The sequence below is a fragment of the Streptomyces sp. NPDC034084 genome (genome assembly GCF_055575535.1).
In genome coordinates this window covers 479,548-500,896 of record NZ_JBVISK010000001.1, presented here as the reverse complement: position 1 = coordinate 500,896, position 21,349 = coordinate 479,548, and the positions used below count along the sequence as shown (strand labels likewise).

The 21,349-nt window shown below is 73.0% G+C and carries 17 protein-coding genes; 9 read left to right on the top strand and 8 right to left on the bottom strand.

Features of this window, described 5'->3' with window-relative positions; translation table 11 throughout:
* Nucleotides 1-151: 151 nt before the first annotated feature.
* From ACZ51I_RS02250 to ACZ51I_RS02235, 4 genes are all read left to right on the top strand, one after another.
* Complete coding sequence (locus ACZ51I_RS02250) at nt 152-1,813, top strand: MFS transporter (protein ID WP_468870936.1); 1,662 nt, start codon at nt 152-154, stop codon at nt 1,811-1,813.
* A 326-nt stretch (nt 1,814-2,139) separates the two neighbouring features.
* Nucleotides 2,140-2,832, top strand: a complete 693-nt coding sequence (locus ACZ51I_RS02245; RefSeq protein ID WP_468870935.1) for a TetR/AcrR family transcriptional regulator — start codon at nt 2,140-2,142, stop codon at nt 2,830-2,832.
* Between the two features lie 208 nt (nt 2,833-3,040).
* On the top strand, nt 3,041-4,048 hold the full coding sequence (locus ACZ51I_RS02240; protein WP_468870934.1) for an endonuclease/exonuclease/phosphatase family protein: 1,008 nt from the start codon (nt 3,041-3,043) through the stop codon (nt 4,046-4,048).
* A 91-nt stretch (nt 4,049-4,139) separates the two neighbouring features.
* The gene (locus ACZ51I_RS02235; RefSeq protein ID WP_468870933.1) at nt 4,140-5,375 is read left to right on the top strand and encodes an MFS transporter; all 1,236 of its coding nucleotides are present in this window, start codon (nt 4,140-4,142) and stop codon (nt 5,373-5,375) included.
* On the opposite strand, the gene ACZ51I_RS02230 is transcribed toward ACZ51I_RS02235, so the two are convergent.
* From ACZ51I_RS02230 to ACZ51I_RS02210, 5 genes are all read right to left on the bottom strand, one after another.
* Entirely contained in the window at nt 5,341-7,101 is a 1,761-nt protein-coding gene (locus tag ACZ51I_RS02230; protein WP_468870932.1) for an NAD+ synthase, read from the bottom strand. The two genes, ACZ51I_RS02235 and ACZ51I_RS02230, sit on opposite strands and share 35 nt — an antisense overlap.
* Nucleotides 7,102-7,215: 114 nt before the next feature.
* Entirely contained in the window at nt 7,216-7,635 is a 420-nt protein-coding gene (locus tag ACZ51I_RS02225) for a CBS domain-containing protein (protein ID WP_468870931.1), read from the bottom strand.
* A gap of 119 nt (nt 7,636-7,754) precedes the next feature.
* Nucleotides 7,755-8,384, bottom strand: a complete 630-nt coding sequence (locus ACZ51I_RS02220) for a DUF305 domain-containing protein (RefSeq protein ID WP_468870930.1) — start codon at nt 8,382-8,384, stop codon at nt 7,755-7,757.
* Nucleotides 8,381-9,058, bottom strand: coding sequence for a DUF3105 domain-containing protein (locus tag ACZ51I_RS02215; RefSeq protein WP_468870928.1), 678 nt, complete (start codon nt 9,056-9,058; stop codon nt 8,381-8,383). The genes ACZ51I_RS02220 and ACZ51I_RS02215 overlap by 4 nt, the downstream gene beginning before the upstream one ends.
* 89 nt (nt 9,059-9,147) lie before the next feature.
* Nucleotides 9,148-9,486, bottom strand: coding sequence for a hypothetical protein (locus ACZ51I_RS02210; protein WP_468870927.1), 339 nt, complete (start codon nt 9,484-9,486; stop codon nt 9,148-9,150).
* A 303-nt stretch (nt 9,487-9,789) separates the two neighbouring features.
* On the opposite strand from ACZ51I_RS02210, the gene ACZ51I_RS02205 reads away from it, so the two are divergent.
* Both ACZ51I_RS02205 and ACZ51I_RS02200 read left to right on the top strand, forming a co-directional pair.
* Nucleotides 9,790-11,151: a glutamine synthetase family protein gene (locus ACZ51I_RS02205; protein WP_468870926.1), complete on the top strand. Its 1,362-nt coding sequence runs from the start codon at nt 9,790-9,792 to the stop codon at nt 11,149-11,151.
* A gap of 61 nt (nt 11,152-11,212) precedes the next feature.
* The gene (locus ACZ51I_RS02200) at nt 11,213-11,707 is read left to right on the top strand and encodes a GNAT family N-acetyltransferase (protein ID WP_468870924.1); all 495 of its coding nucleotides are present in this window, start codon (nt 11,213-11,215) and stop codon (nt 11,705-11,707) included.
* A 15-nt stretch (nt 11,708-11,722) separates the two neighbouring features.
* Here the strand turns inward: ACZ51I_RS02200 and ACZ51I_RS02195 are convergent, their stop codons facing one another.
* Nucleotides 11,723-12,154, bottom strand: a complete 432-nt coding sequence (locus tag ACZ51I_RS02195) for a VOC family protein (protein ID WP_468870923.1) — start codon at nt 12,152-12,154, stop codon at nt 11,723-11,725.
* Nucleotides 12,155-12,201: 47 nt separating this feature from the next.
* Nucleotides 12,202-14,331 carry a PIG-L family deacetylase gene (locus ACZ51I_RS02190; RefSeq protein WP_468870921.1) on the bottom strand — a complete coding sequence of 710 codons (2,130 nt, stop codon included), beginning with the start codon at nt 14,329-14,331 and terminating at the stop codon, nt 12,202-12,204.
* A 231-nt stretch (nt 14,332-14,562) separates the two neighbouring features.
* Between ACZ51I_RS02190 and ACZ51I_RS02185 the strand changes: the two genes are divergently transcribed.
* Nucleotides 14,563-17,550, top strand: coding sequence for a bifunctional [glutamine synthetase] adenylyltransferase/[glutamine synthetase]-adenylyl-L-tyrosine phosphorylase (locus tag ACZ51I_RS02185; RefSeq protein ID WP_468870919.1), 2,988 nt, complete (start codon nt 14,563-14,565; stop codon nt 17,548-17,550).
* A 32-nt stretch (nt 17,551-17,582) separates the two neighbouring features.
* Here the strand turns inward: ACZ51I_RS02185 and ACZ51I_RS02180 are convergent, their stop codons facing one another.
* Nucleotides 17,583-18,191 carry a TetR/AcrR family transcriptional regulator gene (locus tag ACZ51I_RS02180; RefSeq protein ID WP_468870918.1) on the bottom strand — a complete coding sequence of 203 codons (609 nt, stop codon included), beginning with the start codon at nt 18,189-18,191 and terminating at the stop codon, nt 17,583-17,585.
* 116 nt (nt 18,192-18,307) lie between these two features.
* Here ACZ51I_RS02180 and ACZ51I_RS02175 point away from each other — a divergent pair, with 116 nt between their 5' ends.
* The gene (locus tag ACZ51I_RS02175) at nt 18,308-19,849 is read left to right on the top strand and encodes an APC family permease (protein ID WP_468870917.1); all 1,542 of its coding nucleotides are present in this window, start codon (nt 18,308-18,310) and stop codon (nt 19,847-19,849) included.
* Nucleotides 19,759-21,327, top strand: coding sequence for an amidohydrolase (locus tag ACZ51I_RS02170; RefSeq protein WP_468870916.1), 1,569 nt, complete (start codon nt 19,759-19,761; stop codon nt 21,325-21,327). The genes ACZ51I_RS02175 and ACZ51I_RS02170 overlap by 91 nt, the downstream gene beginning before the upstream one ends.
* Nucleotides 21,328-21,349 lie beyond the last annotated feature (22 nt).

Genomic DNA, 21,349 nt, shown 5'->3' with positions numbered 1-21,349 from the left:
GCGTCCCCGGACCACGTCCATGGTGGCACTTCGCCGGGCGGGCGGGGAAGTGGGCCGCAGTGGCGCTGTTCACAACGCCGCTACGTAAAGGCTCTGCCATGTTTTTCGATACGAGACGGTCTCGTATCGAAATGGCTCTAGGCTGGTCGTCATGTCACAGTCGTCCACCGCACCCGCCGCGCCCGCCGGGCCCCGCGTCCCCGAGGCCGTCCACCGGCGTCGCTGGGCCGTCCTCGGCGTCCTCATGCTCAGCCTGCTGATCGTCGTCCTCGACAACTCGATCCTGAACGTCGCGGTCAAGACGATCGCGGCCCCCGCGCCCACCGGGATCGGCGCCACCCAGAGCGAGCTGGAGTGGTCCATCAACTCCTACACGCTCGTCTTCGCCGGACTCCTCTTCACCTCCGGCCTGCTCGGCGACCGCCTCGGCCGCAAGAAGGTGCTGCTCTTCGGCATCACCGTCTTCGGCATCGGCTCCGCCCTCGCAGCCTTCTCCGGCTCCCCGGGCGAGCTCATCGCCTACCGCGCCGTCATGGGCCTCGGCGCCGCGTTCGTCATGCCCGCGACGCTCGCCGTCCTCATGAACGTCTTCGAGCGCGACGAGCAGCCCAAGGCCATCGGCATCTGGGCCGGCAGCGTCGGCCTCGCCATCGCCATCGGCCCCATCACCGGCGGCATCCTCCTCGAACACTTCTGGTGGGGATCGATCTTCCTCGTCAACGTGCCCGTGGTCCTCCTCGCCCTCGCCCTGATGCTCTGGCTGGTGCCCGACTCCCGGGACCCCAGGCCCGGCCGCATCGACATACCCGGCGTCCTGCTCTCCGTCGTCGGACTCGTCCTCCTCGTGTACGGGATCATCCGCGGCGGTGAGCTGGCGAGCTTCACCGACGTGACCGTCCTCGGCCCCGTCCTCGGCGGCCTCGCGGTCCTCGTCGTCTTCGTCCTCCACGAGCGGCGCAGCGACCACCCCGCGATCGACATGTCCTACTTCAGGAAGCCCGCGTTCTCGGCGGCCGTCGCCGCGATCGCCCTCGTCTTCTTCGCCCTCATGGGCGTCACCTTCTTCTCCGCGTTCTACCTGCAGAGCGTGCGCGGCTACAGCGCGCTGGAGTCCGGGCTGCTCATCCTGCCGCTGGCCGTCGCGCAGATGGTCTTCGCGCCGCGGGCCCGGCTCGTCGTCGACCGCTTCGGCGCACGGGCCGTCTGCACCGGCGGCATGCTGCTCGTCGCCCTCGGCCTGGCCGCCTTCGCCTTCTTCGAGGCCGACACCCCGGTCTGGGTCCTGGAGGTCGTCTTCTTCCTCCAGGGCGCGGGCATGGCGCACATCATGCCGCCGGTCACGGTCGCGATCATGCAGGCGCTGCCCCGCGAGAAGGCGGGCTCCGGCTCCGCGATCAACAACACCTTCCGGCAGGTCGGCGGCGCGCTGGGCGTGGCCGTCCTCGGCTCGGTGCTCTCCTCCACGTACCGGGGCGAGATCGAGGGACACCTGGGCGCCGTCCCGGCGGCCCTGCGCGACACGGCGGGCGAATCCGTCGAGGCGACGCTGGCGATCGCGGAGAAGCTGGGCCCGGCGGGCAAGGACCTGATCGCCCCGGCGTACACGGCCTTCCTGGACGCCATGCACGTCACGGCCCTCGCCTCGGCCGCGATAGCCCTGGCGGGGGCGGCGGTCGTGGCGACGTTCCTCCCGGGCCGGGCCCCGACGGGGGGCGGCGGTACGGAGCGGGGCGCCGGTGCGGATGCGGCCTCGGCCGGTGCGGGCGTCGGCGCCGGTACGGACGCGGCCCGGGCCTCGACTCGGGCCGACTAGCCCGGCCACGCCCGCCTGCCGGTGGCCGGCACCCCGAGCCCGTGTGGGCAGTCGTCCCGCAGGACGGGACGGCTGGGCACACGGGACGGCGCCCTTTGCCGGGCCCAGGCTCCCCGGCGCGGCCAGGGGGTCGCGGCGCGCGGGAGAATCGGGGGACGACAGGCATGACCCGGACGAGAGACGGAGGGCACGTGTCCCTGCAGGACAGCGGGAACCCCGAACCCCATGACGAGGGGCCGACTCCGGCAGCCCGGGGCGAGGCACCCGCGGCAGAGCCGGCCGGGCCCGAGGCCGCCGGGCATCAGGCGTCCGGGTCCCAGGCCCCCATGCCCGAGGCCACACGCCCCCAGGCCACCAGGCCCGCCGCCACCGGCCCCCAGGCGAGCAACCCGCGGCCGTTCGAGCCCCGCACCGCCCCCGCCCCCCCGCCGGAGGCGGTGCGGCGGGGGCGGCCGCGGTCCGAGGCCGTCGAGCAGGCGATCTTCGACGCGGTCGTCGGGCTCCTGGAGGAGGGCGTCCCGCTCACCGAGCTGTCCATCGAGCGGATCGCCCGCACCGCCGGCGTCGGCAAGGCCACCATCTACCGCCGCTGGCCCGGCAAGGAGGAACTCTTCGTCGAACTCCTCCGCTCCGTCGAACCGGCCGACCCGGTGCTCAGCGGCACCTCGGTCCGCGACGACCTCGTCATGCTCCTGGAGATGCTGCGCCGGCGTGGCCTCGCCAAGCGTTCCTCCGCCCTGCTCCACAACGTGTTCTCGCAGATGCAGGCCTATCCCAAGCTGTGGGAGGCCTACCAGAACACCGTCATCGAACCCCGCCGCCGCCTCGGCCTCGCAACGGTGCGGCGCGGCATGGAGCTGGGCGAGATCCGCGACGACCTCGACGTCGAGTTCGTCAACGACCTCTTCACCGGCCCCCTGCTCCTCCGTACCGTCATCCGGCCCGGCGCCAGCCTGGACCCCGGTCTCGCCGAGCGGGTCGTCGACGCCGTCATGGAGGGCCTGCGCCCCCGGCCCTGAGGGAACTTGAGGGAACTCCTCCCGACCGGAACGAATGTGCGCGTTCTGTCACAGCCTCCCCGCCCGCGCCACCTGCAGGAACCCGCCACGCGCCCGGCTCGTCCCTGGGGGAGAACGACGGATCCGTCATCGCCTAGTGTCGATGCCGGGTCACGGAGCGGTACGGCACGGCAGCAAGGCAGTGAGGACAGTGATGGCGCGGGTGGACATGACGGAGACCGAGCACGGCGGCACGGGGAGCGGACGTCCCCGGTCCCGGTTCCGGACCGCGCTCGACAAGCTCGGCCGCGACCGCGGGATCTGGCGCCGGGGCATCCTCCTCGCGGTGACCGCCGTGGCGCTGACGCTGTTCATGGTGTTCCACTCCGACATCCCCAACCGGATCGGCAACCTGGGCAGTCTCACCGAGACCTTCCTGCCCTGGATCGGCCTCTTCGTGCCGCTCCTCCTCGTCCTTGCCCTCGTGCGCCGCTCGGCGACCGCGCTGATCGCCCTGCTGCTGCCGGCCGTGGTGTGGCTCAACCTCTTCGGCGGTCTCGTCGCCGACAAGTCGGCCGCGGGCGGCGACCTGACCGTCGCCACCCACAACGTGAACGCCGACAACCCCGACCCCGAAGGCACCGCCCGCGGGCTCGCCGCCTCCGGCGCCGACGTGCTCGCCCTGGAGGAGCTGAAGGGCGACATGGTCCCGGTCTACGAGAAGGGCCTCGCCGAGACGTACCCGTACCACTCCGTCCAGGGCACGGTCGGACTCTGGAGCAAGCTGCCGCTGCGCGCCGCCCAGCCCGTCGACATCCACATGGGCTGGACCCGCGCCATGCGCGCCTCCGTCGTCACCCCGAAGGGCGAGGTGGCGGTGTACGTCGCCCACCTGCCCTCCGTACGGGTCAAGCTGAACGCCGGCTTCACCGCCAACCAGCGCGACACCAGCGCCGACGCGCTCGGCGAGGCCATCGCCGACGACCGGCACGAGCGGATCGTCCTCCTCGGCGACCTCAACGGCACCATGAACGACCGCGCGCTCAACGCCGTCACCTCGCAGCTGCGCTCCACCCAGGGCGCGGCGGGCGACGGCTTCGGCTTCAGCTGGCCCGCCTCGTTCCCGATGGCCCGCATCGACCAGATCATGGTCAAGGGCGTGGAGCCGATGTCCTCCTGGGCGCTGCCGGAGACGAGGAGCGACCACCTGCCGGTCGCCGCGCGCGTGAAGCTCTGAAACCCGGGCTTCACGCTCCCGACGCCAGCGGGAAGAAGACACCTGGGAGACTTTGTTCCGTCGAAGAACTAACTTCCGGAAAGGCTCTCCCATGCCCCTGGCGCTGCTCGCGCTCGCCGTCTCCGCCTTCGGCATCGGCACCACCGAATTCGTGATGATGGGCCTGCTCCCGCAGGTAGCCGACGACCTCGGCACCTCCGTCCCCACCGCCGGGTACCTCGTCTCGGCGTACGCGATCGGGGTCGTCGTCGGCGCCCCGCTGCTCACGGCCCTCGGCTCCCGCGTTCCCCGCAAGAGGATGCTGCTCCTGCTGATGGCCCTCTTCACGGTCGGCAACCTCGCCTCCGCGCTCGCCCCCGGCTTCGGCTGGCTCCTCGCGGGCCGGGTACTCGCCGGGCTCCCGCACGGCGCGTTCTTCGGGCTCGGCGCGGTCGTCGCCGCCCGGCTCGTCCGCGAGGACCGGCAGGCGCGGGCGGTCGCCACGATGTTCCTCGGTCTCACCGTCGCCAACATCCTCGGCGTCCCGGCCGCGACCCTGCTCGGGCAGCACCTCGGCTGGCGCGCCACCTTCCTCGTGGTCTCCGCGATCGGCCTGCTCGCCATCGCCGCGCTCGCCCGCCTCGTGCCGTACGTGCCCGTGGACGGGCGACAGGGCCTCGGCCGTCAGCTGCGCGCCCTCGGCAGGCCGCAGGTGCTGCTCGGCCTGCTCACGGCCGTCTTCGGCTTCGCGGGCGTCTTCGCCGTCTACTCGTACCTGGCCTCGATGACGACCGAGGTGATGGGCTTCGGCGACTCCACCGTCACCATCGTCCTCGCCCTCTTCGGCATCGGCATGACCGGCGGGGCGCTCGCCGCCGGCCCGCTGACCGACCGCGCGCTCCGCCCCACGCTGTACGGCTCGCTCGCGGCCCTCGTCCTCGCCCTGGTCGCCTTCCGCTTCACCGTCCACGTGCCCTGGCTGGCCCTGGTCACGGTCGTCGTGCTCGGCGCGGTCGGCTTCATGACGACCACCCCGCTCCAGATGCTGGTCATGAACAAGGCGAAGGACGCCCCGACGCTCGCCTCCGCCTCCAACCACTCCGCCTTCAACCTCGCGAACGCGGGCGGCGCCTGGGCCGGCGGAGCCGCCGTCGCCGCCGGCTGGGGCTGGACCTCCCCGGCCCTCGTCGGCGCGGGCCTCACCGTCGTCGGCCTGGTGATCGCGGCGGTGGCCGGCCTGTTCGACCGGGGTACGGACGAGCGGACCTCCCGCGTCGTCGCGGGAAGCCCCCTCACGGCGGAAGGACCGGCGGTCAGCCGGACGTCGACTCCCGCCAGCGGTTCGTGATCGGCAGCCGCCGGTCCTTCCCGAAGCCCTTCGCCGAGATCTTGGTGCCCGGCGGGTACTGGCGCCGCTTGTACTCCGCCGTGTCCACCATCCGCAGCGTCTGCGCCACCAGCTCCTCGTCGAAGCCGGCCGCCACGATGGCGTCCTTGCCCTGGTCCCGGTCCACGTACAGCGCGAGGATCGCGTCCAGGACGTCGTAGTCCGGCAGCGAGTCCGTGTCGACCTGGCCGGGGCGCAGTTCGGCGCTGGGCGGCTTGGTGATCGAGCTCTCCGGGATCGGCGGGGTCCGGCCGCGGTCCTCGGCCGCCCGGTTCCGCCAGCGCGCGAGCCGGAAGACGGTCGACTTGTAGACGTCCTTGATGGGCCCGAACGCGCCGACGGAGTCGCCGTACAGCGTCGAGTACCCCACGGCCAGCTCCGACTTGTTGCCGGGCGCGAGGACGAGGTGGCCCTCCTGGTTGGAGAGCGCCATCAGCATGGTGCCGCGCAGCCGCGACTGGAGGTTCTCCTCGGCGAGACCGGTGAGCCCGAGCGCGCCCATGTACGCGTCGAACATCGGCTCGATCGGCACGGTGCGGAAGTGCAGCCCGGTCCGGCGCGCCAGCTCCTCCGCGTCGCCGCGCGAGTGGTCGGAGGAGTACTTCGAGGGCATCGACACCCCGTACACCTGGTCCGCCCCGAGCGCGTCGCAGGCGATCGACGCGACCAGCGCCGAGTCGATGCCGCCGGACAGACCGATCAGGACCGAACGGAAACCGTTCTTCGCGACGTACGCCCGCAGCCCGATCACCAGCGCCGAGTACACCTCCTCGTCGTCGTCGAGCCGGTGCGCGTAACCGCCCGTCAGCTCCGGCTCGTACGCGGGCAGCGGCTCCTCGGAGAGCACCACCCGGTCGATCCGCAGCCCGTCGTCCACCACGCCCTCGGGCGCCCCGGGCTCGGCCGCCGGCAGCTCCAGGTCGAGGATCACGCTGCCCTCCACGAACTGCGGGGCGCGAGCGATCACCTCACCGGCCGCGTCCACGACGATCGAGTCGCCGTCGAAGACCAGCTCGTCCTGACCACCCGTCATCGCCAGGTACGCGGTGACGCACCCGGCCTCCTGGGCCCGCTTGGCGACCAGTTCGAGCCGGGTGTCGTCCTTGTCCCGCTCGTACGGCGAGGCGTTGACCGACAGGAGCAGCCCCGCCCCGGCGCTGCGGGCCGCCGGCACCCGGCCGCCGTCCTGCCAGAGGTCCTCGCAGATCGCCAGGGCCACGTCGATCCCGTGGACGCGGACCACCGGCAGGGTGTCGCCCTGCACGAAGTAGCGGTACTCGTCGAAGACGCCGTAGTTCGGCAGGTGGTGCTTGGCGAAGCGCAGCACCACCTCGCCGCCGTACAGGACGGCGGCGGCGTTCTCCGGCGACCCGGCCGGCCGGCCGAGCCTCGGCTCGGCCCGCTCGGATCGGTCGAGGTAGCCGACGACGACCGGCAGCTCCCCGAAGCCCTCGTCGGCGAGGCGCCGGGCCAGGCCGCGCAGGGCGGCCCGGGACGCCTCGACGAAGGAGGAGCGCAGCGCGAGGTCCTCGACGGGATAACCGGTCAGCGCCATCTCGGGGAACGCGACGAGATGCGCGCCCTGCCCGGCGGCGTGCCGGGTCCAGTGCACGATCGCCTCGGCGTTCCCGGCGATGTCTCCGACGGTCGAGTCGATCTGATTCAGGGCGAGGCGTAGTTGAGGCACCCGGCCAGTGTAATCGTCAGACCGACGCGATGTCCTGGGAAACGGACCGGGAGAAGCGCCGCGCACCTGCGGGACCGCCCGGACGCGGACGGCCCGGACGGTCCCGCGAGGGGGTCAGGAGGCGGCGTACACGCTCGTGCAGAACGCCTTGATCTGCTCGTCCGACAGATGCTGGGCCAGATCGGCCTCGCTGATCATGCCGATGAGCCGCTTGTCCTCGATGACCGGGAGCCGCCGGATCTGGTGGCTCTGCATCTCCTCCAGGACGGCGCCCACGTCCGCGTCCGACTCGACCCAGCGCGGGGTGCCCTTCGCCATCTCGCCGCAGGTGATCTTCTCCGGGTCGTGGCCCATCGCCACACAGCCGACCACGATGTCGCGGTCCGTGAGGATGCCGCAGAGCCGTTCGTTCTCGTCGGCGATGGGCAGCGCGCCCACGTTCAGGTCGCGCATCAGCTGCGCGGCGCGGTCGAGCGTCTCGTGTGCCGGGATCCACCGGGCCCCGGGGTGCATGATGTCCTTCGCCGTGGTCATGGGGTGCGTACCTTTCGTCGAACGTCGTCGTACGAACTCCCCGAGCCCACCCATTGTCGGTCGGACGGCCCGGCCCCCGCGACCGCAGCGGGTCACGGGGGCCGGACGGACCCGTGACGTCAGGCCCCGCGCTTCCTCAGCATGTCCGCCATCAGTGCCATCTCGGACCTCTGCGCGTCGACCATGCCCCGCGCGAGGTTGCGCTCGATCTCCACCCCGCACTTCTGTACACAGCCCTCGGCCATGTGGACCCCGCCCCTGTGGTGCTCGGTCATGAGCTTCAGGTACAGGACCTCGGCCTCCCGGCCACTGGCCTTCCGCAGCTCGTCCAGCTGGGCGTTGGTCGCCATGCCCGGCATCAGGGCCCCGTCCAGCGGGCCCGTGTCACCCGAACCGCCCATGCCCATCCAGGTCATCGGCTCGACACCGGACTCGTTCTTCGGCAGCCCCCACAGGTCGAGCCAGCCGAGCATCATGCCCCGCTGGTTGGCCTGGGTGTTGGCGATGTCGTACGCGAGCCGCCGGACCTCCTCGTCCTTCGTCCGGTCCCGGACGATGAACGACATCTCGACGGCCTGCTGGTGATGGACGGCCATGTCCCGTGCGAAGCCGGCGTCCGCGGACGAGGAAACCGGGGTGGCCGGTGCCTCGTCGCGGTCGGCGGAGGCGACGGTCACCGCGCCCCCGGCGAACAGCAGCGCGAGGGCGACGGCGGTGACCGCCGCCCCCTGCGTACGGCTGAGCCTCACTGGCCCATCCCCGTACCGCCCTGACCGTCCGCGCCGACCCCGCCCGTGCAGGCCGCGCCCGGCTCCGGGGTCTGGGGGCCCTGCACGTACTTCGTGAAGAAGGCGTCGACGCGCGGGTCGTCCGCGCCGTCCACGGTCACCTGCTTGCCCCAGGCGGACAGCATGATCGCCCCGGCCTGGTCGTCCACCGGGCTCATCAGCGAGTACTTGGTCTTGCCGACCTTGTCGGCCAGCTTCTTCACGTCGGCCTGGGAGGCCGACTTGTTGTACGTCACCCACACGGCCCCGTGCTCCAGGGAGTGCACGGCGTTCACATCGGCGATCTTCTTCGTGTAGACCACGCCGTCGCAGTTCTGCCAGACCGGGTTGTGGTCGCCGCCGACCGGCGGCTTCATGTCGTACTTGACGGCCGTCTGGACGTGGTTGCGGCCGAGCTTCTTCACGTCCCAGGACTTCTCGGCCGCGATGGGGGCCTTCGCGGCGGCGTCCTTCTGGTCCTGCTCGTCGGACTTCTTCATCAGCACGAAGGTGCCGAAGCCGACGAGGCCCAGCACGACGACGGCGGAGACGCCGATGGTGATCAGGCGGTTGCGGCGCTCACGGGCCTGCTCGGCACGGCGCATCTCCTCTATTCGGGCGCGGCGGTCGGCGGTGGCGGAGCGGTTGGCGGCCATGGTGGTGTCGTCCTTCTTCAGGAGTGGGGTGGAGTTCGGGGGTGGACGTGCGGGGGCGGGCCCGCCTCGGTGGCGGAGGCCCGTCGCCGTCACGTCCGGAGAACTTGAAGGACGTGCAGGTCCGGCGCGCGCGGCCGGGCGTCCGAACGGTGCGCCGCCCCGTCCCCGGAAGCCGCCGCGAGTCGCGGCGGCCCGCCCTGCGCGGGCAGCGGGGTGTCGAGCGGGGCCGCGCTGAGCACCGCGGGGGAGAGCGAGGGGAAGAGGGAGCAGCCGCCGCGGTCGTACGGGCAGACGTAGGCGTACGTGCCGGTCACCGCCGCCGCCCGCGGACCCTCCCCCTCATGGTGGTCCCGTTCCCCGTGCGGCCCCGTCCCCAGGCAGAGGAAGAGCGCGGCGAGGAGCGTCGCCACGGCACTCGCCAGTGCCATGGGACGCGCGTGTCGGGACAGGCGTACGAGCCGTGGGGCCCCCATGGGCGGAGATCGTAGTGGGCGACAGGCCCTTGTGGGCCGAACGGGGTACCACTCGGTACCGGCGGGCAGACCCCGCACAGCCGGACGCGACGACTCCCGTCACCCGGATCCGGACCTTCCCCCGTTACCTGAGTCACACCCGAGCAGGCAGTATGGGTGTGCAACGTGCGCGAAACCATGTGGTGGGATGCTCAGGTGCCCCCCGATGCACGGAGGCGGTGGGAGCAGGCGGCCTGACCAGCGAGGATGGGTGTGGAAATGGACAAGCAGCAGGAATTCGTGCTCCGTACGCTCGAGGAGCGCGACATCCGCTTCGTACGTCTGTGGTTCACCGACGTGCTCGGCTTCCTCAAGTCGGTGGCCGTGGCGCCCGCCGAACTGGAGCAGGCCTTCGACGAGGGCATCGGCTTCGACGGCTCCGCGATCGAGGGCTTCGCCCGCGTCTACGAGTCGGACATGATCGCCAAGCCGGACCCGGGCACTTTCCAGATCCTGCCGTGGCGCGCCGAGGCCCCGGGCACGGCCCGCATGTTCTGCGACATCCTCATGCCGGACGGCTCGCCGTCCTTCGCCGACCCGCGCTACGTCCTCAAGCGGGCCCTGGCCAAGACCTCCGACCTCGGCTTCACCTTCTACACACACCCCGAGATCGAGTTCTTCCTCCTCAAGGACAAGCCGCTCGACGGCTCCCGGCCCACCCCGGCCGACAACTCGGGCTACTTCGACCACACCCCGCAGAACGTCGGCATGGACTTCCGCCGCCAGGCCATCACCATGCTCGAATCGATGGGCATCTCGGTCGAGTTCTCCCACCACGAGGGCGCCCCCGGCCAGCAGGAGATCGACCTCCGCTACGCCGACGCCCTGTCCACGGCGGACAACATCATGACCTTCCGCCTCGTCATGAAGCAGGTGGCGCTCGAGCAGGGCGTGCAGGCGACGTTCATGCCGAAGCCGTTCTCGGACTACCCGGGCTCGGGCATGCACACCCACCTGTCCCTCTTCGAGGGCGACCGGAACGCCTTCTACGAGTCGGGCGCCGAGTACCAGCTGTCGAAGGTGGGCCGCTCCTTCATCGCGGGCCTCCTGCGCCACGCGGGCGAGATCTCCGCCGTCACCAACCAGTGGGTCAACTCGTACAAGCGCATCTGGGGCGGCTCCTCCCGCACGGCCGGCTCGGGCGGCGAGGCCCCCTCGTACATCTGCTGGGGCCACAACAACCGCTCCGCCCTCATCCGCGTCCCCATGTACAAGCCGGGCAAGACGGGCTCGTCCCGCGTCGAGGTCCGCTCCATCGACTCGGGCGCCAACCCCTACCTGACGTACGCGGTCCTCCTCGCCGCCGGCCTCAAGGGCATCGAAGAGGGCTACGAACTCCCGGCCGGCGCCGACGACGACGTCTGGGCCCTCTCCGACGCGGAGCGCCGCGCGATGGGCATCGAGCCGCTCCCGCAGAACCTGGGAGAGGCGATCGCCCTGATGGAGAAGAGCGAACTGGTCGCGGAGACCCTGGGCGAGCACGTCTTCGACTTCTTCCTGCGCAACAAGAAGCAGGAGTGGGAGGAGTACCGCTCCGAGGTCACCGCCTTCGAGCTGCGGAAGAACCTGCCGGTGCTGTAGGGGCGGAGGCCCCGGGAGAAACCCGTTGCCCGGGGCCGCGCGGGCGGTTCAGACTGCCGCGGTGAAGATCGAATCAGTCGCCACCGCGCGGCTCGTGTTGCACCCGTTGAGCGTGGCCGAGGCCGAGCGTGTCGTCGTCCGGGAGCCCGGGGACGGGGACCGCTGGGGTGAGGAGTATCCCGGGGACGGGGACGTACGGGCCGCCACCGGGTTCCTGCGGGGGGTTGCCGAGCGGGGCGATCCGGGGGTGTTCCGGCCGTACGGGATACGGCTCCGCGAGAGCGGCGTCACCGTCGGAGGCATCGGGTTCCACGGGCCGCCGGACGAGATCGGGGTCGCGACCGTCGGGTACGGACTGACGCCCGGCGCCCGGGGGAAGGGGTACGCCTCCGAGGCGCTGCGGGCGCTTCTTGAGGTGGCCCGGGTGGCCGGTGCCGCCGGGGTGAAGGGGGACGCCGACCTGGACAACCCGGCCTCGCACCGGGTCATGGAGGCCGCCGGGATGCCGTGCGTCGCCGAGGACGAGCAGCTCCGCCACTTCTACCTGGGGTTCTGACAGGGGCCGGGGGGCTCAGCGCTCCGACAGCTCCGACGGGGCCTCCTGCACCACCCAGCCGTTGCCGTCCGGGTCCTCGAAGGACATGAACGAGTTCCAGGTGTCGCCCTTGCCTTCCTCCCAGCCCACCGCGCCGACGTGCATCATCGGCGAGACGTCGACACCCCGGGCGACGAGCGCCGCCCGCGCCGCGTCGAGGTCCGTGACGCAGAGCTGGAGCCCCTGCAGGCTGCCCGGAGCCATCTCCTTCGTCCCGGGCATCCGCGGCATGCCGCCGAGCATGGCGATCGAGCAGCGCGAGCCGGGCGGCGTCACCTGGATGACGCGCACGCCGGGCGCCACCTCGGTGTCCAGGTCGACCGTGAAGCCGCACTTCTCGCCGTAGAACTCCTTCGCCCGGTCCAGGTCGGTGACGGGGACCGTGACGACTTCCAGCGTCATGTTCATGGGGCCACCGTCCCGCACGGATCGGGCCCCCGCACGCCGAACCGCCGTCAGCGGCCCGCCGGTGTCCAGTGCAGCCGGCCGTCCAGGCCGATCGCCGCCACCCCGTCCGTACCGGCGTCCGGCGCGCCCGAGAACAGGAACCTCTCCAGCGTCCACACCGGCCGCGCCCCGGCCCGGCCGTGCGAGGCCGTCGCCAGGAAACCGGTGCGGGAGCGGACCGCGACCAGCCCGTCGCCGCCGCTCACCGGGCCGAAGCCCGCGACGCCGGTGCCGGGCAGCTCCGCCATCGGGGAGACGGGGGCCGTACCCGAGAAGTCGGCGCTCCGCAGGTCGCCGGAGGCCGGCTTGCGGAACCAGAGCCGTACGCCGTCGCCGTCCGGCGCCCTGCTCGCGCTCAGCGCGAGGGTCGTCGGCGGCAGCCCGGTCGGCGCGGGCCCGGTCAGCGGGCCGCCGGGGCTCCGCTCGGCCCAGGCGAGGACGGTGGTCGGGGTGCTGGCGAAGACGTACCCGCGGCCGTTCGCGTCGGTCGCCGCCACCGGGTCGCCGTACACCTCCGCGCCACCCAGGGGCTGCCACGGGCCCCAGCCGCCGTCCGTCTGCTGCCGGCGGGCCGTCAGCCGGTGGCGGCTGTCGCGCAGGATCACCGTGGCGCGGCCGTCGGCGGCCACGGTCACGGCGGGCGCGCTGATGTCCGAGGTGCCGTCGGCGTCGCTCCGCTCGGGCGTGCCGAGCGAGCGCCAGGGGCCGAAGGCGCCGCCGGGCACCGACTGGAGGGTGGTGACCACCTCGCGCCGGTAGGCGGCCGCGTCGTCGCCGATCGTCGTACGGGTGCCGAAGACGGCTATGCGGCCGTCGGGCAGGGTCACGGAGGTCACCCCGCTGTCGAGGCCGCCGCCGGGCAGCAGCTCCGGGCCCTGCCAGGCCACGGCGCCGGCCGGCTTCCGCCAGGCGGCGAGGCGCCCGTCGAGGACGGAGAAGGCGTGCAGGCCGCCGGCCGGGTCGCGCTGGACCCAGGAGGTGGAGGTGCCCCGGGCGTACCGGACGGTCTGGGTCCAGCCCCGCCCGGCGGGCCGGGCGGCCACCTTGAGGTCGCCGCAGCCCGCGTCGGTCTCGCAGTCGTGGACCCCGTCGAGCCAGGCGTACGTCTTGACGGTCTTCAGCTTCGCGTCGGCCGTCTCGGGGTCGAGGGTGTGCGGCAGGACGCTGGTCGGGTAGCCGAGGTAGTTCTGCACGCCGACGTGGGGGTGGCCGGGGAGCTCCGCGTACCGGGCGAGCGCGGCCTGCACGAACCGCGCGCCGTACAGGTGGTCCTGGTGGTCCCGGAACTTCCCGCTCTTCGGGTACGTGCCGGGGCTCGGGTCCTGCGTCCGGACGAAGGTCGGCCGGAACCGCTCCAGGAGGCCGGTCACCGTGGCGACGACCTGCTCCTTCGTGTAGGCGAAGTCGGCGGTGACGGGGGTGCCGGCGGAGCGCTGCGACTCGAGCGCGGTGATCCGGCCGTTCCAGAGGCCGTGGAGGCTGTGCGGCCGGTCGCCGTTGGTGGCGCCGGCCTCGCGTATCTGCAGCCACACCAGCTTGATCTGGGGCCGGGCGCGCAGGGTGTCCAGTTCGGCCCAGCCGCCGCCGGCCGTGGGTATCGCGGTCCGTTCCCAGGGGCTGGTCCTGCTGCCCGTCGCCATCTCGGCGTAGGCGGCGCGTATGCCGTTCTGCCGGGCCTCGGCGTAGCCGGCCTTGTCGGGCGCGGCGCCCTTGGCGTCGCGGGGGCGCGCGTTGACGCCGTCGGACTCGCCGGCGGTGAGGTAGACACCCGTGAGGGGGCTGCCGGAGCGCAGGGACTGGGAGACGTCCGGGTTCATGAAGAACAGGTCGTCGTCGGGGTGGGCCACGATCTGCACCACGGAGACCGGGGAACGGGTGCCCGGCGCGGGCTCCCGCACGGGCTCCTTCGCCGGCTTCCGGTGCGTCCCGGCCGGCAGGACCTTCGTGGGCGCCTGCGTCCTCGGGGACTTCACCCGGGGGACCGCCCCCTCCGCCGAGTGCGCCGACGCCGCGTGCGGTGTCCCCGACACCGTGAGGAGCCCGACGAAGGTGCCGCCCACGAGAGCGGCCGCGACCACCGTCGCGGCGGTCCTGCGGCGGGACGGGTGGGCGGGGCGGCGGAGGCGGCGGGCGGTCATCGTCGGGTGGCGTGCTTTCCGATGCGGTCTGACGGGGAGGGTGGTCTTGCGGAAGGCAAGACGAACTTTCAAGGAATACGGTTCATCGGGCCGGAAAAGCCAACGATGTGCGAGACGTCACGTGTGATCCGCGCCGGACCGCAGGCTCGGACGCCCCCGCCCCCCGCTCCGGATAGGCTCGATGTCCCGGGTGCGGCCCGGGGCTTGGACGTGCTCGGAGGGAGCGGCGGAATGACGGTGCCGGGACGCAGGAGCAGTACGTTCTCACGTCTGCTGCGGCACGGGTTCACCGACCCCTCGGGCGCCGAGCGGCTCCTCGACGTGCCCGAGCTGTCCGCGCTGCGCGACGACTCCGTCCTCCTCGACGCCCTCGGTGCCACCGCCGACCCCGACCTCGCCCTGCGCGGCCTGGTCCGGCTCGTCGAGGCGCAGCCCGAGACGGAGCGGCAGACCCTCACCACCACGCTGCTCTCCGCGAAGCCGTTCCGGGACCGGCTCCTCGGGGTGCTCGGCGCCTCCGAGGCGCTCGCCGACCACCTGGCCCGGCACCCCCGCGACTGGGAGTCCCTCGTCACGTACGAGGCGGCCGACCTGCACCCCGGGGTCGCCGAGTTCGAGCAGGGGCTCGCCGAGGCCGCCGACCCGGTCGCGCTGCGGGTCGCCTACCGCCGCTGCCTCCTCGCCATCGCGGCCCGCGACGTCTGCGGCACCGCCGACGTCGCCCAGACCGCCGCCGAGCTCGCCGACCTGGCGACGGCGACCCTGCGCGCCGCGCTCACCATCGCCCGTACGGCCGAGCCCGCCGACGCCGCCCTGTGCCGGCTCGCGGTGATCGCCATGGGCAAATGCGGCGGCCACGAACTGAACTACGTCTCCGACGTGGACGTGATCTTCGTCGCGGAGCCGGTCGACGGGGCCGACGAGGGCAAGGCGCTCCAGGCCGCGACCCGGCTCGCCTCCCACCTCATGCGGATCTGCTCGGAGACCACCGTCGAGGGCACCATCTGGCCGGTCGACGCCAACCTGCGCCCCGAGGGCCGCAACGGCCCCCTCGTCCGCACCCTCTCCTCCCACCTCGCCTACTACCAGCGGTGGGCGAAGACCTGGGAGTTCCAGGCACTGCTCAAGGCCCGCGCCGTGGCCGGCGACCCCGAGCTGGGCGCCCAGTACATCGACGCCGTGTCCCCGCTCGTCTGGCAGGCCGCCGAGCGCGAGAACTTCGTCCCCGACGTGCAGAAGATGCGCCGCCGGGTCGTCGCCGGCATCCCGGCCGCCCAGGTCGAGCGCGAGCTCAAGCTCGGCCCCGGCGGCCTCAGGGACGTGGAGTTCGCCGTCCAGCTCCTCCAGCTGGTCCACGGCCGCAGCGACGCCACCCTGCACAGCGGCACCACCCTCGACGCGCTCGCCGCCCTCGCCGCCGGCGGCTACGTCGGCCGTGCCGACGCCTCCCAGCTCGACGACGCCTACCGCTTCCTGCGGGCCATGGAGCACCGCATCCAGCTCTACCGGCTGCGCCGCACCCACCTCGTCCCCGAGGACGAGGCCGACCTGCGCCGCCTCGGCCGCTCCCTCGGCCTGCGCACCGACCCGGTCGCCGAACTCAACAAGGAGTGGAAGCGGCACGCCGCCGTCGTCCGGCGGCTGCACGAGAAGCTCTTCTACCGGCCGCTGCTCGACGCGGTCGCCCAGCTGGCCCCCGGCGAGATCCGGCTCAGCCCGAAGGCGGCCGGGCAGCGGCTCGAAGCCCTCGGGTACGCCGACCCCGTCGCCGCCCTGCGCCACCTGGAGGCGCTCGCCTCCGGGGTGAGCCGGAAGGCCGCGATCCAGCGGACGCTGCTGCCGGTGCTGCTCGGCTGGTTCGCCGACTCGGCCGACCCGGACGCCGGACTCCTCGGCTTCCGCAAGGTCTCCGACGCCCTCGGCAAGACCCCCTGGTACCTGCGGCTGCTCCGCGACGAGGGCGCCGCCGCCGAGAACCTCGCCCGGGTGCTGTCCGCCGGGCGCCTCGCCCCCGACCTGCTGCTGCGCGCCCCCGAGGCCGTCGCGATCCTCGGCGACCCGGAGGGTCTGGGGCCGCGCGGCCGGGATCATCTGGAGCAGGAGGTCCTGGCGGCGGTGGGCCGCGCGGACGACGCCGAGCAGGGGGTCGCGGTGGCCCGCGGGGTGCGTCGCAGGGAGCTGTTCCGGACCGCCGCGGCCGACCTCATCGGCTCGTACGGCACCGAGGACAGCCCCCGCGAACCCGATCCCGGCGCGCTCGTCGACCGGGTGGGGGAGGCCGTCACCGACCTCAACGCGGTGACGATCGCCGGCGCCCTGCGCGCCGCCGTGCGCGCCGAGTGGGGCGAGCAGCTGCCGACCCGGTTCGCGGTCATCGGCATGGGCCGCTTCGGCGGCCACGAGCTGGGGTACGGCTCCGACGCCGACGTGCTGTTCGTGCACGAGCCGCGCGAGGGGGTCGGCGAGCAGGAGGCGGCCCGGGCCGCGAACCGGGTGGTCGCCGAGATGCGCAGGCTGCTCCAACTGCCGACCGCCGACCCGCCGTTGCTGATCGACGCGGACCTCAGGCCGGAGGGCAAGAGCGGCCCCCTGGTGCGCAGCCTGAAGTCGTACGAGGCCTACTACCGCCGCTGGTCGCTCGTCTGGGAGAGCCAGGCGCTGCTGCGCGCCGAACCCATGGCGGGCGACCGGGAGTTGGGCGATCGGTTCATCGAACTCATCGACCCCCTTCGGTATCCGGCCGAGGGCCTCGGCGAGGACGCGGTCCGCGAGATCCGCCGGCTCAAGGCCCGGATGGAGTCCGAGCGGCTGCCGCGCGGCGCCGACCCGACCCTGCACGCCAAGCTCGGGCGCGGCGGCCTCAGCGACGTCGAGTGGACGGTCCAGCTTCTCCAGATGCGGCACGGCTGGGCCGAACCGGGCCTGCGGACCACCCGTACCCGCGAGGCCCTGGCCGCCGCCCACGCGGCGGGGCTCATCCCGACGGAGGAGGCGCAGACCCTCGACGAGGCCTGGGTCCTCGCCACCCGCGTCCGCAACGCGGTGATGCTGGTCCGCGGCCGCCCCGGCGACACCTTCCCCTCGGAACCGCGCGAACTGGCCGCGGTGGGCCGGTACCTGGGGTACGAGTCGGGTCACGTCGGCGAGATGGTCGACGACTACCGCCGCATCACCCGCCACGCCAGGGCCGTCGTCGAGGAGCTGTTCTACGGGGCGTAGGGAGCGGGGGGCTTCGGGCGGAAGCCCTGCCGTCACGGTCCCGTCAGCAGCTCCCGGACATGCGCCAGGTAGCCGGTGAGGGCCAGTTCGAAGGCCTGGTCGGCGCGGCCCGGGGGGACCGCGCCGAGGGCGCGGGCCAGGCGTGGGGTCGCGGTCTCGTCGGCCACCACCCACATCGCCTCCGGTGCCGCGAGGTCGAGCGCCGAGCCCAGGACCAGGTTCTCCAGGGCGATGATCACGGGCATGACGTCCGGCAGGGCGAAGCCCGCGTCGAGGAGGCGGCCGACGGCCAGTTCGTACTGGTCGAGGACCTTCGGGGCCCGCACCGGTGAGGTCATGAGCATCGGGATCGTCCGCGGGTGGGCGGCGAAGGCGGCCCGGTAGGAGCGTGCCCACGCGGCCATGGCCGCGTCCCAGGGCTCCTGGTCCAGGGTTCCCGTGTCGATGGCGGAGGTCACCCGCTCGCGCAGGAGTTCCACGATCCCGTCCCGGCCGTCCACGTGGTGGTAGACGGACGCGGTCTGCACCCCGAGCCGCTTCGCGATCTGCGGGACGCTGAACTCGCCCTGCTCGTCGACGATCTCGAGCGCCGTGGTGGTGATCCGCTCCCGGTCGAGGAGAGGTCTGCGCGGCCGGCCCATGAATCGGCACTCCCTGTTCAGCTGCTGGTCGGGTCTTCCCGAACGGTCGAGAGCGAGGCTACATTGCGCGAACCGAAAGCCTTTAGGTTTCCTGTCGCGGAAAGGCTTCCCCCGCCATGCCCTCACCCACCCCCGACGAGCCCCCAGGGCTGAGAACCGGCACCCTCACCACCGCCGACGTCTCCTTCTTCGTCGTCTCCGCCGCCGCCCCGCTCACCGTCATGGCAGGCGTCGCCCCCATCGCCGTCGTCCTGGGCGGCATCGGGGCCCCCGCCGGCTATCTCCTGGCCGGCATCACCCTGGCGGTCTTCGCCGTCGGGTTCACCACCATGAGCCGCCACGTCAAGAGCGGCGGTGCCTTCTACGCCTACATCACCCGCGGCCTCGGCAAGCCCGTCGGCATCGCCGCCGCCCTGCTCGCCATGCTCGGCTACAACGGCATGGAGATCGGCGTCTACGGCCTGCTCGGCACCGCCACCGCCGACACCGCCCACGCCCTGTGGGGCGTCGACGTCCCCTGGCTGCCCGTCTCCCTCGCCGGACTCCTCCTCATCTGGTACGGCGGCTTCCGCTCCGTCGACTTCGGCGCCAAGGTCCTCGGCGTCCTGCTCGTCGCCGAGACCGGCATCCTCGTCCTGCTCGCCGGCGGCGTGCTCGTCGAAGGGGGCGCGAACGGGCTCTCCCTCGCCTCCTTCACCCCCGGCAACGTCCTGGTCCCCGGCAGCGCGGCCGTCCTCGCCTTCGCCTTCACCGCCTTCACCGGGTTCGAGTCGACCGTGATCTATCGCCGCGAGGCCCGCGACCCGGCCCGCACCATCCCGCGCGCCACCTACATCGCCGTCTGCTTCCTCGGCCTCTTCTACGCATTCGTCGTCTGGACCGTCATCCAGGCGTTCGGCGACGACAAGGTCGTCGAGGCCGCGGCGGGCGACACCGGCGGACTCTTCTTCACCGCGATCACCACCTACGTCGGCGCCTGGGCCGCGGACCTGATGCACGTCTTCATCGTCACCAGCGTCCTCGCCTCCCTCCTCGCCTTCCACAACGCGATCAACCGCTACTGCCTCGCCCTCGCCGAGGAGGGCGTCCTCCCGCCGGCCTTCGGCAAGGTCCACCCCCGCCACCGTTCCCCGTACGCCGCCGGCGTCGCCCAGACGGTCCTCGGCCTCGCCGTGGTCCTGGGCTTCGCGGCCGCCGGAGCCGACCCGTACACCCAGCTGCTGCTCTGGGTGAACACCCCCGGCGGCATCGGCCTGATGGCCCTCCAGCTGCTCGCCGCGCTCGCCATCCCGTTCTACTTCCGCCGGATCCGCCACGACGAGGGCGCCCTGCGCACCCTGGTCGCACCCGTCGTCGCGGCCGTGCTCCTGGCGGGAGCGATCGCCCTGGTCGTCTCGAAGATCGACGTCTTCACCGGCGCCTCCGCCACCGTCAACACCGTCCTCGTCGCCCTCGTCCCCGGCGTGTTCGTCCTCGGGCTCGTCCTCGCGTACCGGCTGCGCCGCACGCGCCCCGAGGTATACGCGAACTTCGCCGCCGAACCCGACACCGAAGGAGCAGACCCCTCGTGTCCGCACCCGACCTCGTCCTCGTCCACGCCCGTGTCCGTGACCCCGAGCTCACCGGCGCCACCGCCGTCGCCGTCCACGGCGGACTGATCACCGCCGTCGGTACCGACGACGAGGCCCGCTCCTGGGCCGGCCCCGGCACCGAGACGGTCGACCTCGCGGGCGCCACCCTCACCCCGGGCCTCACCGACGGCCACAGCCACCCCGTCTGGGGCCTGGACATGTTCACGGGGACCGACCTCTCCGCCGTGCGCGACCTCGACGAGCTGCGGGCGGCGCTGGCCACGGCCGAGCGCCGCGACGGCTGGATCGTCGGCTTCGGCCTCGATCACAACGTCTTCGGCGGCCGGCCGGTCCACCGCGAGCTGATCGAGGACGTCCTCGGCGGGGCCCCCGCCGTCCTGCGGCTCTACGACGGCCACTCCGCCCTGGCGAGCGAGACGGCCCTGAAAGCCGCCGGCATCCATGGACCGCGCGCCTTCGCGCAGCGCTCCGAGATCGTCTGCGACGGAGCGGGACGCCCCACCGGGCATCTGATCGAACACGCGGCCATGGACCTCATGACACCCGTCCTGCCCGCCCAGCCGTACGCCGAGCGCCGCGACCGGCTCGTCGAGCTGCTCGGGGCCATGGCGGCCACCGGCCTCACCTCCGCCCACGTCATGGACCTCGGAGGGCCCGACGTCCCCGGCCTCCTGGCCGGCATCGAGGAGGACGGCGACCTGCCGGTCCGCCTCCGCCTGGCCCCCTGGTGCATGCCGGGCGCCACCACCCAGGAGCTCGAAGGGCTCGTACGGCTCCAAAAGCGGGCCGGACGCCTGTGGGCGATCGGCGGCGTGAAGTTCTTCATGGACGGCACCGTCGAGGGCGGCACCGCCTGGCTGGAGCACGCCGACTGCCACGGCCAGGGCACCGACGCCTTCTGGCCCGACCCGGCCGCGTACTCCGCCGCCGTACGCCACCTCCACCGGGCCGGCGTCGGCACCGCCACCCACGCCATCGGCGACGCCGCCGTCCGGCACGTCCTGGACACCGTGGAAGGCCTCGGTACGGGCGGTCCCCGCCACCGGATCGAGCACATCGAGACCGTCCCCGACGATCAGCTCGGGCGCTTCGCCGCACTCGGCGTCGTCGCCTCGATGCAGCCCCCGCACACCGCGTACACCCGCGCCGACCACACCGACGAGTGGTCGAAGCGGCTCGGCGAGGAGCGGGCCGCCCGCGCCTGGCGCTGCCGTGACCTGCGGGACGCCGGGGCGCACCTCGCGCTCGGCTCCGACTGGCCCATCGCCCACTACGACGCCCGGCAGGTCCTCGCCACCGCCCGCGCCCCGCGCGGCGCGGCCGCGGCCCGGCGCGGGCTCACCGGTCTGATGGCGCTCGAGGGCATGACCACGCACGCGGCGCTCGCCGCGGGGGAGGAGACGGTCGCGGGCCGGATCGCCCCGGGCTTCCGGGCCGACCTCAGCGCCTTCGCCGGGGACCCGGTGGAGGCCCCGGCGGACGAGACCGCGGAGATCCCGGTCCGGCTGACGGTCGCCGGCGGGCGGGTGACGTACCGGACCTGACGGTGGCCGGTCACTTGCCGGA

What these genes read in the sequence shown, in the direction of transcription:
- ACZ51I_RS02250 (WP_468870936.1), top strand. Translation starts at nt 152, where the DNA reads ATGTCACAGTCGTCCACCGCACCCGCCGCGCCCGCCGGGCCCCGCGTC.
- ACZ51I_RS02245 (WP_468870935.1), top strand. Translation starts at nt 2,140, where the DNA reads ATGCCCGAGGCCACACGCCCCCAGGCCACCAGGCCCGCCGCCACCGGC.
- ACZ51I_RS02240 (WP_468870934.1), top strand. Translation starts at nt 3,041, where the DNA reads ATGACGGAGACCGAGCACGGCGGCACGGGGAGCGGACGTCCCCGGTCC.
- ACZ51I_RS02235 (WP_468870933.1), top strand. Translation starts at nt 4,140, where the DNA reads ATGCCCCTGGCGCTGCTCGCGCTCGCCGTCTCCGCCTTCGGCATCGGC.
- ACZ51I_RS02225 (WP_468870931.1), bottom strand. Translation starts at nt 7,635, where the DNA reads ATGACCACGGCGAAGGACATCATGCACCCCGGGGCCCGGTGGATCCCG.
- ACZ51I_RS02215 (WP_468870928.1), bottom strand. Translation starts at nt 9,058, where the DNA reads ATGGCCGCCAACCGCTCCGCCACCGCCGACCGCCGCGCCCGAATAGAG.
- ACZ51I_RS02210 (WP_468870927.1), bottom strand. Translation starts at nt 9,486, where the DNA reads ATGGCACTGGCGAGTGCCGTGGCGACGCTCCTCGCCGCGCTCTTCCTC.
- ACZ51I_RS02205 (WP_468870926.1), top strand. Translation starts at nt 9,790, where the DNA reads ATGGACAAGCAGCAGGAATTCGTGCTCCGTACGCTCGAGGAGCGCGAC.
- ACZ51I_RS02195 (WP_468870923.1), bottom strand. Translation starts at nt 12,154, where the DNA reads ATGAACATGACGCTGGAAGTCGTCACGGTCCCCGTCACCGACCTGGAC.
- ACZ51I_RS02190 (WP_468870921.1), bottom strand. Translation starts at nt 14,331, where the DNA reads ATGACCGCCCGCCGCCTCCGCCGCCCCGCCCACCCGTCCCGCCGCAGG.
- ACZ51I_RS02185 (WP_468870919.1), top strand. Translation starts at nt 14,563, where the DNA reads ATGACGGTGCCGGGACGCAGGAGCAGTACGTTCTCACGTCTGCTGCGG.
- ACZ51I_RS02180 (WP_468870918.1), bottom strand. Translation starts at nt 18,191, where the DNA reads ATGGGCCGGCCGCGCAGACCTCTCCTCGACCGGGAGCGGATCACCACC.
- ACZ51I_RS02175 (WP_468870917.1), top strand. Translation starts at nt 18,308, where the DNA reads ATGCCCTCACCCACCCCCGACGAGCCCCCAGGGCTGAGAACCGGCACC.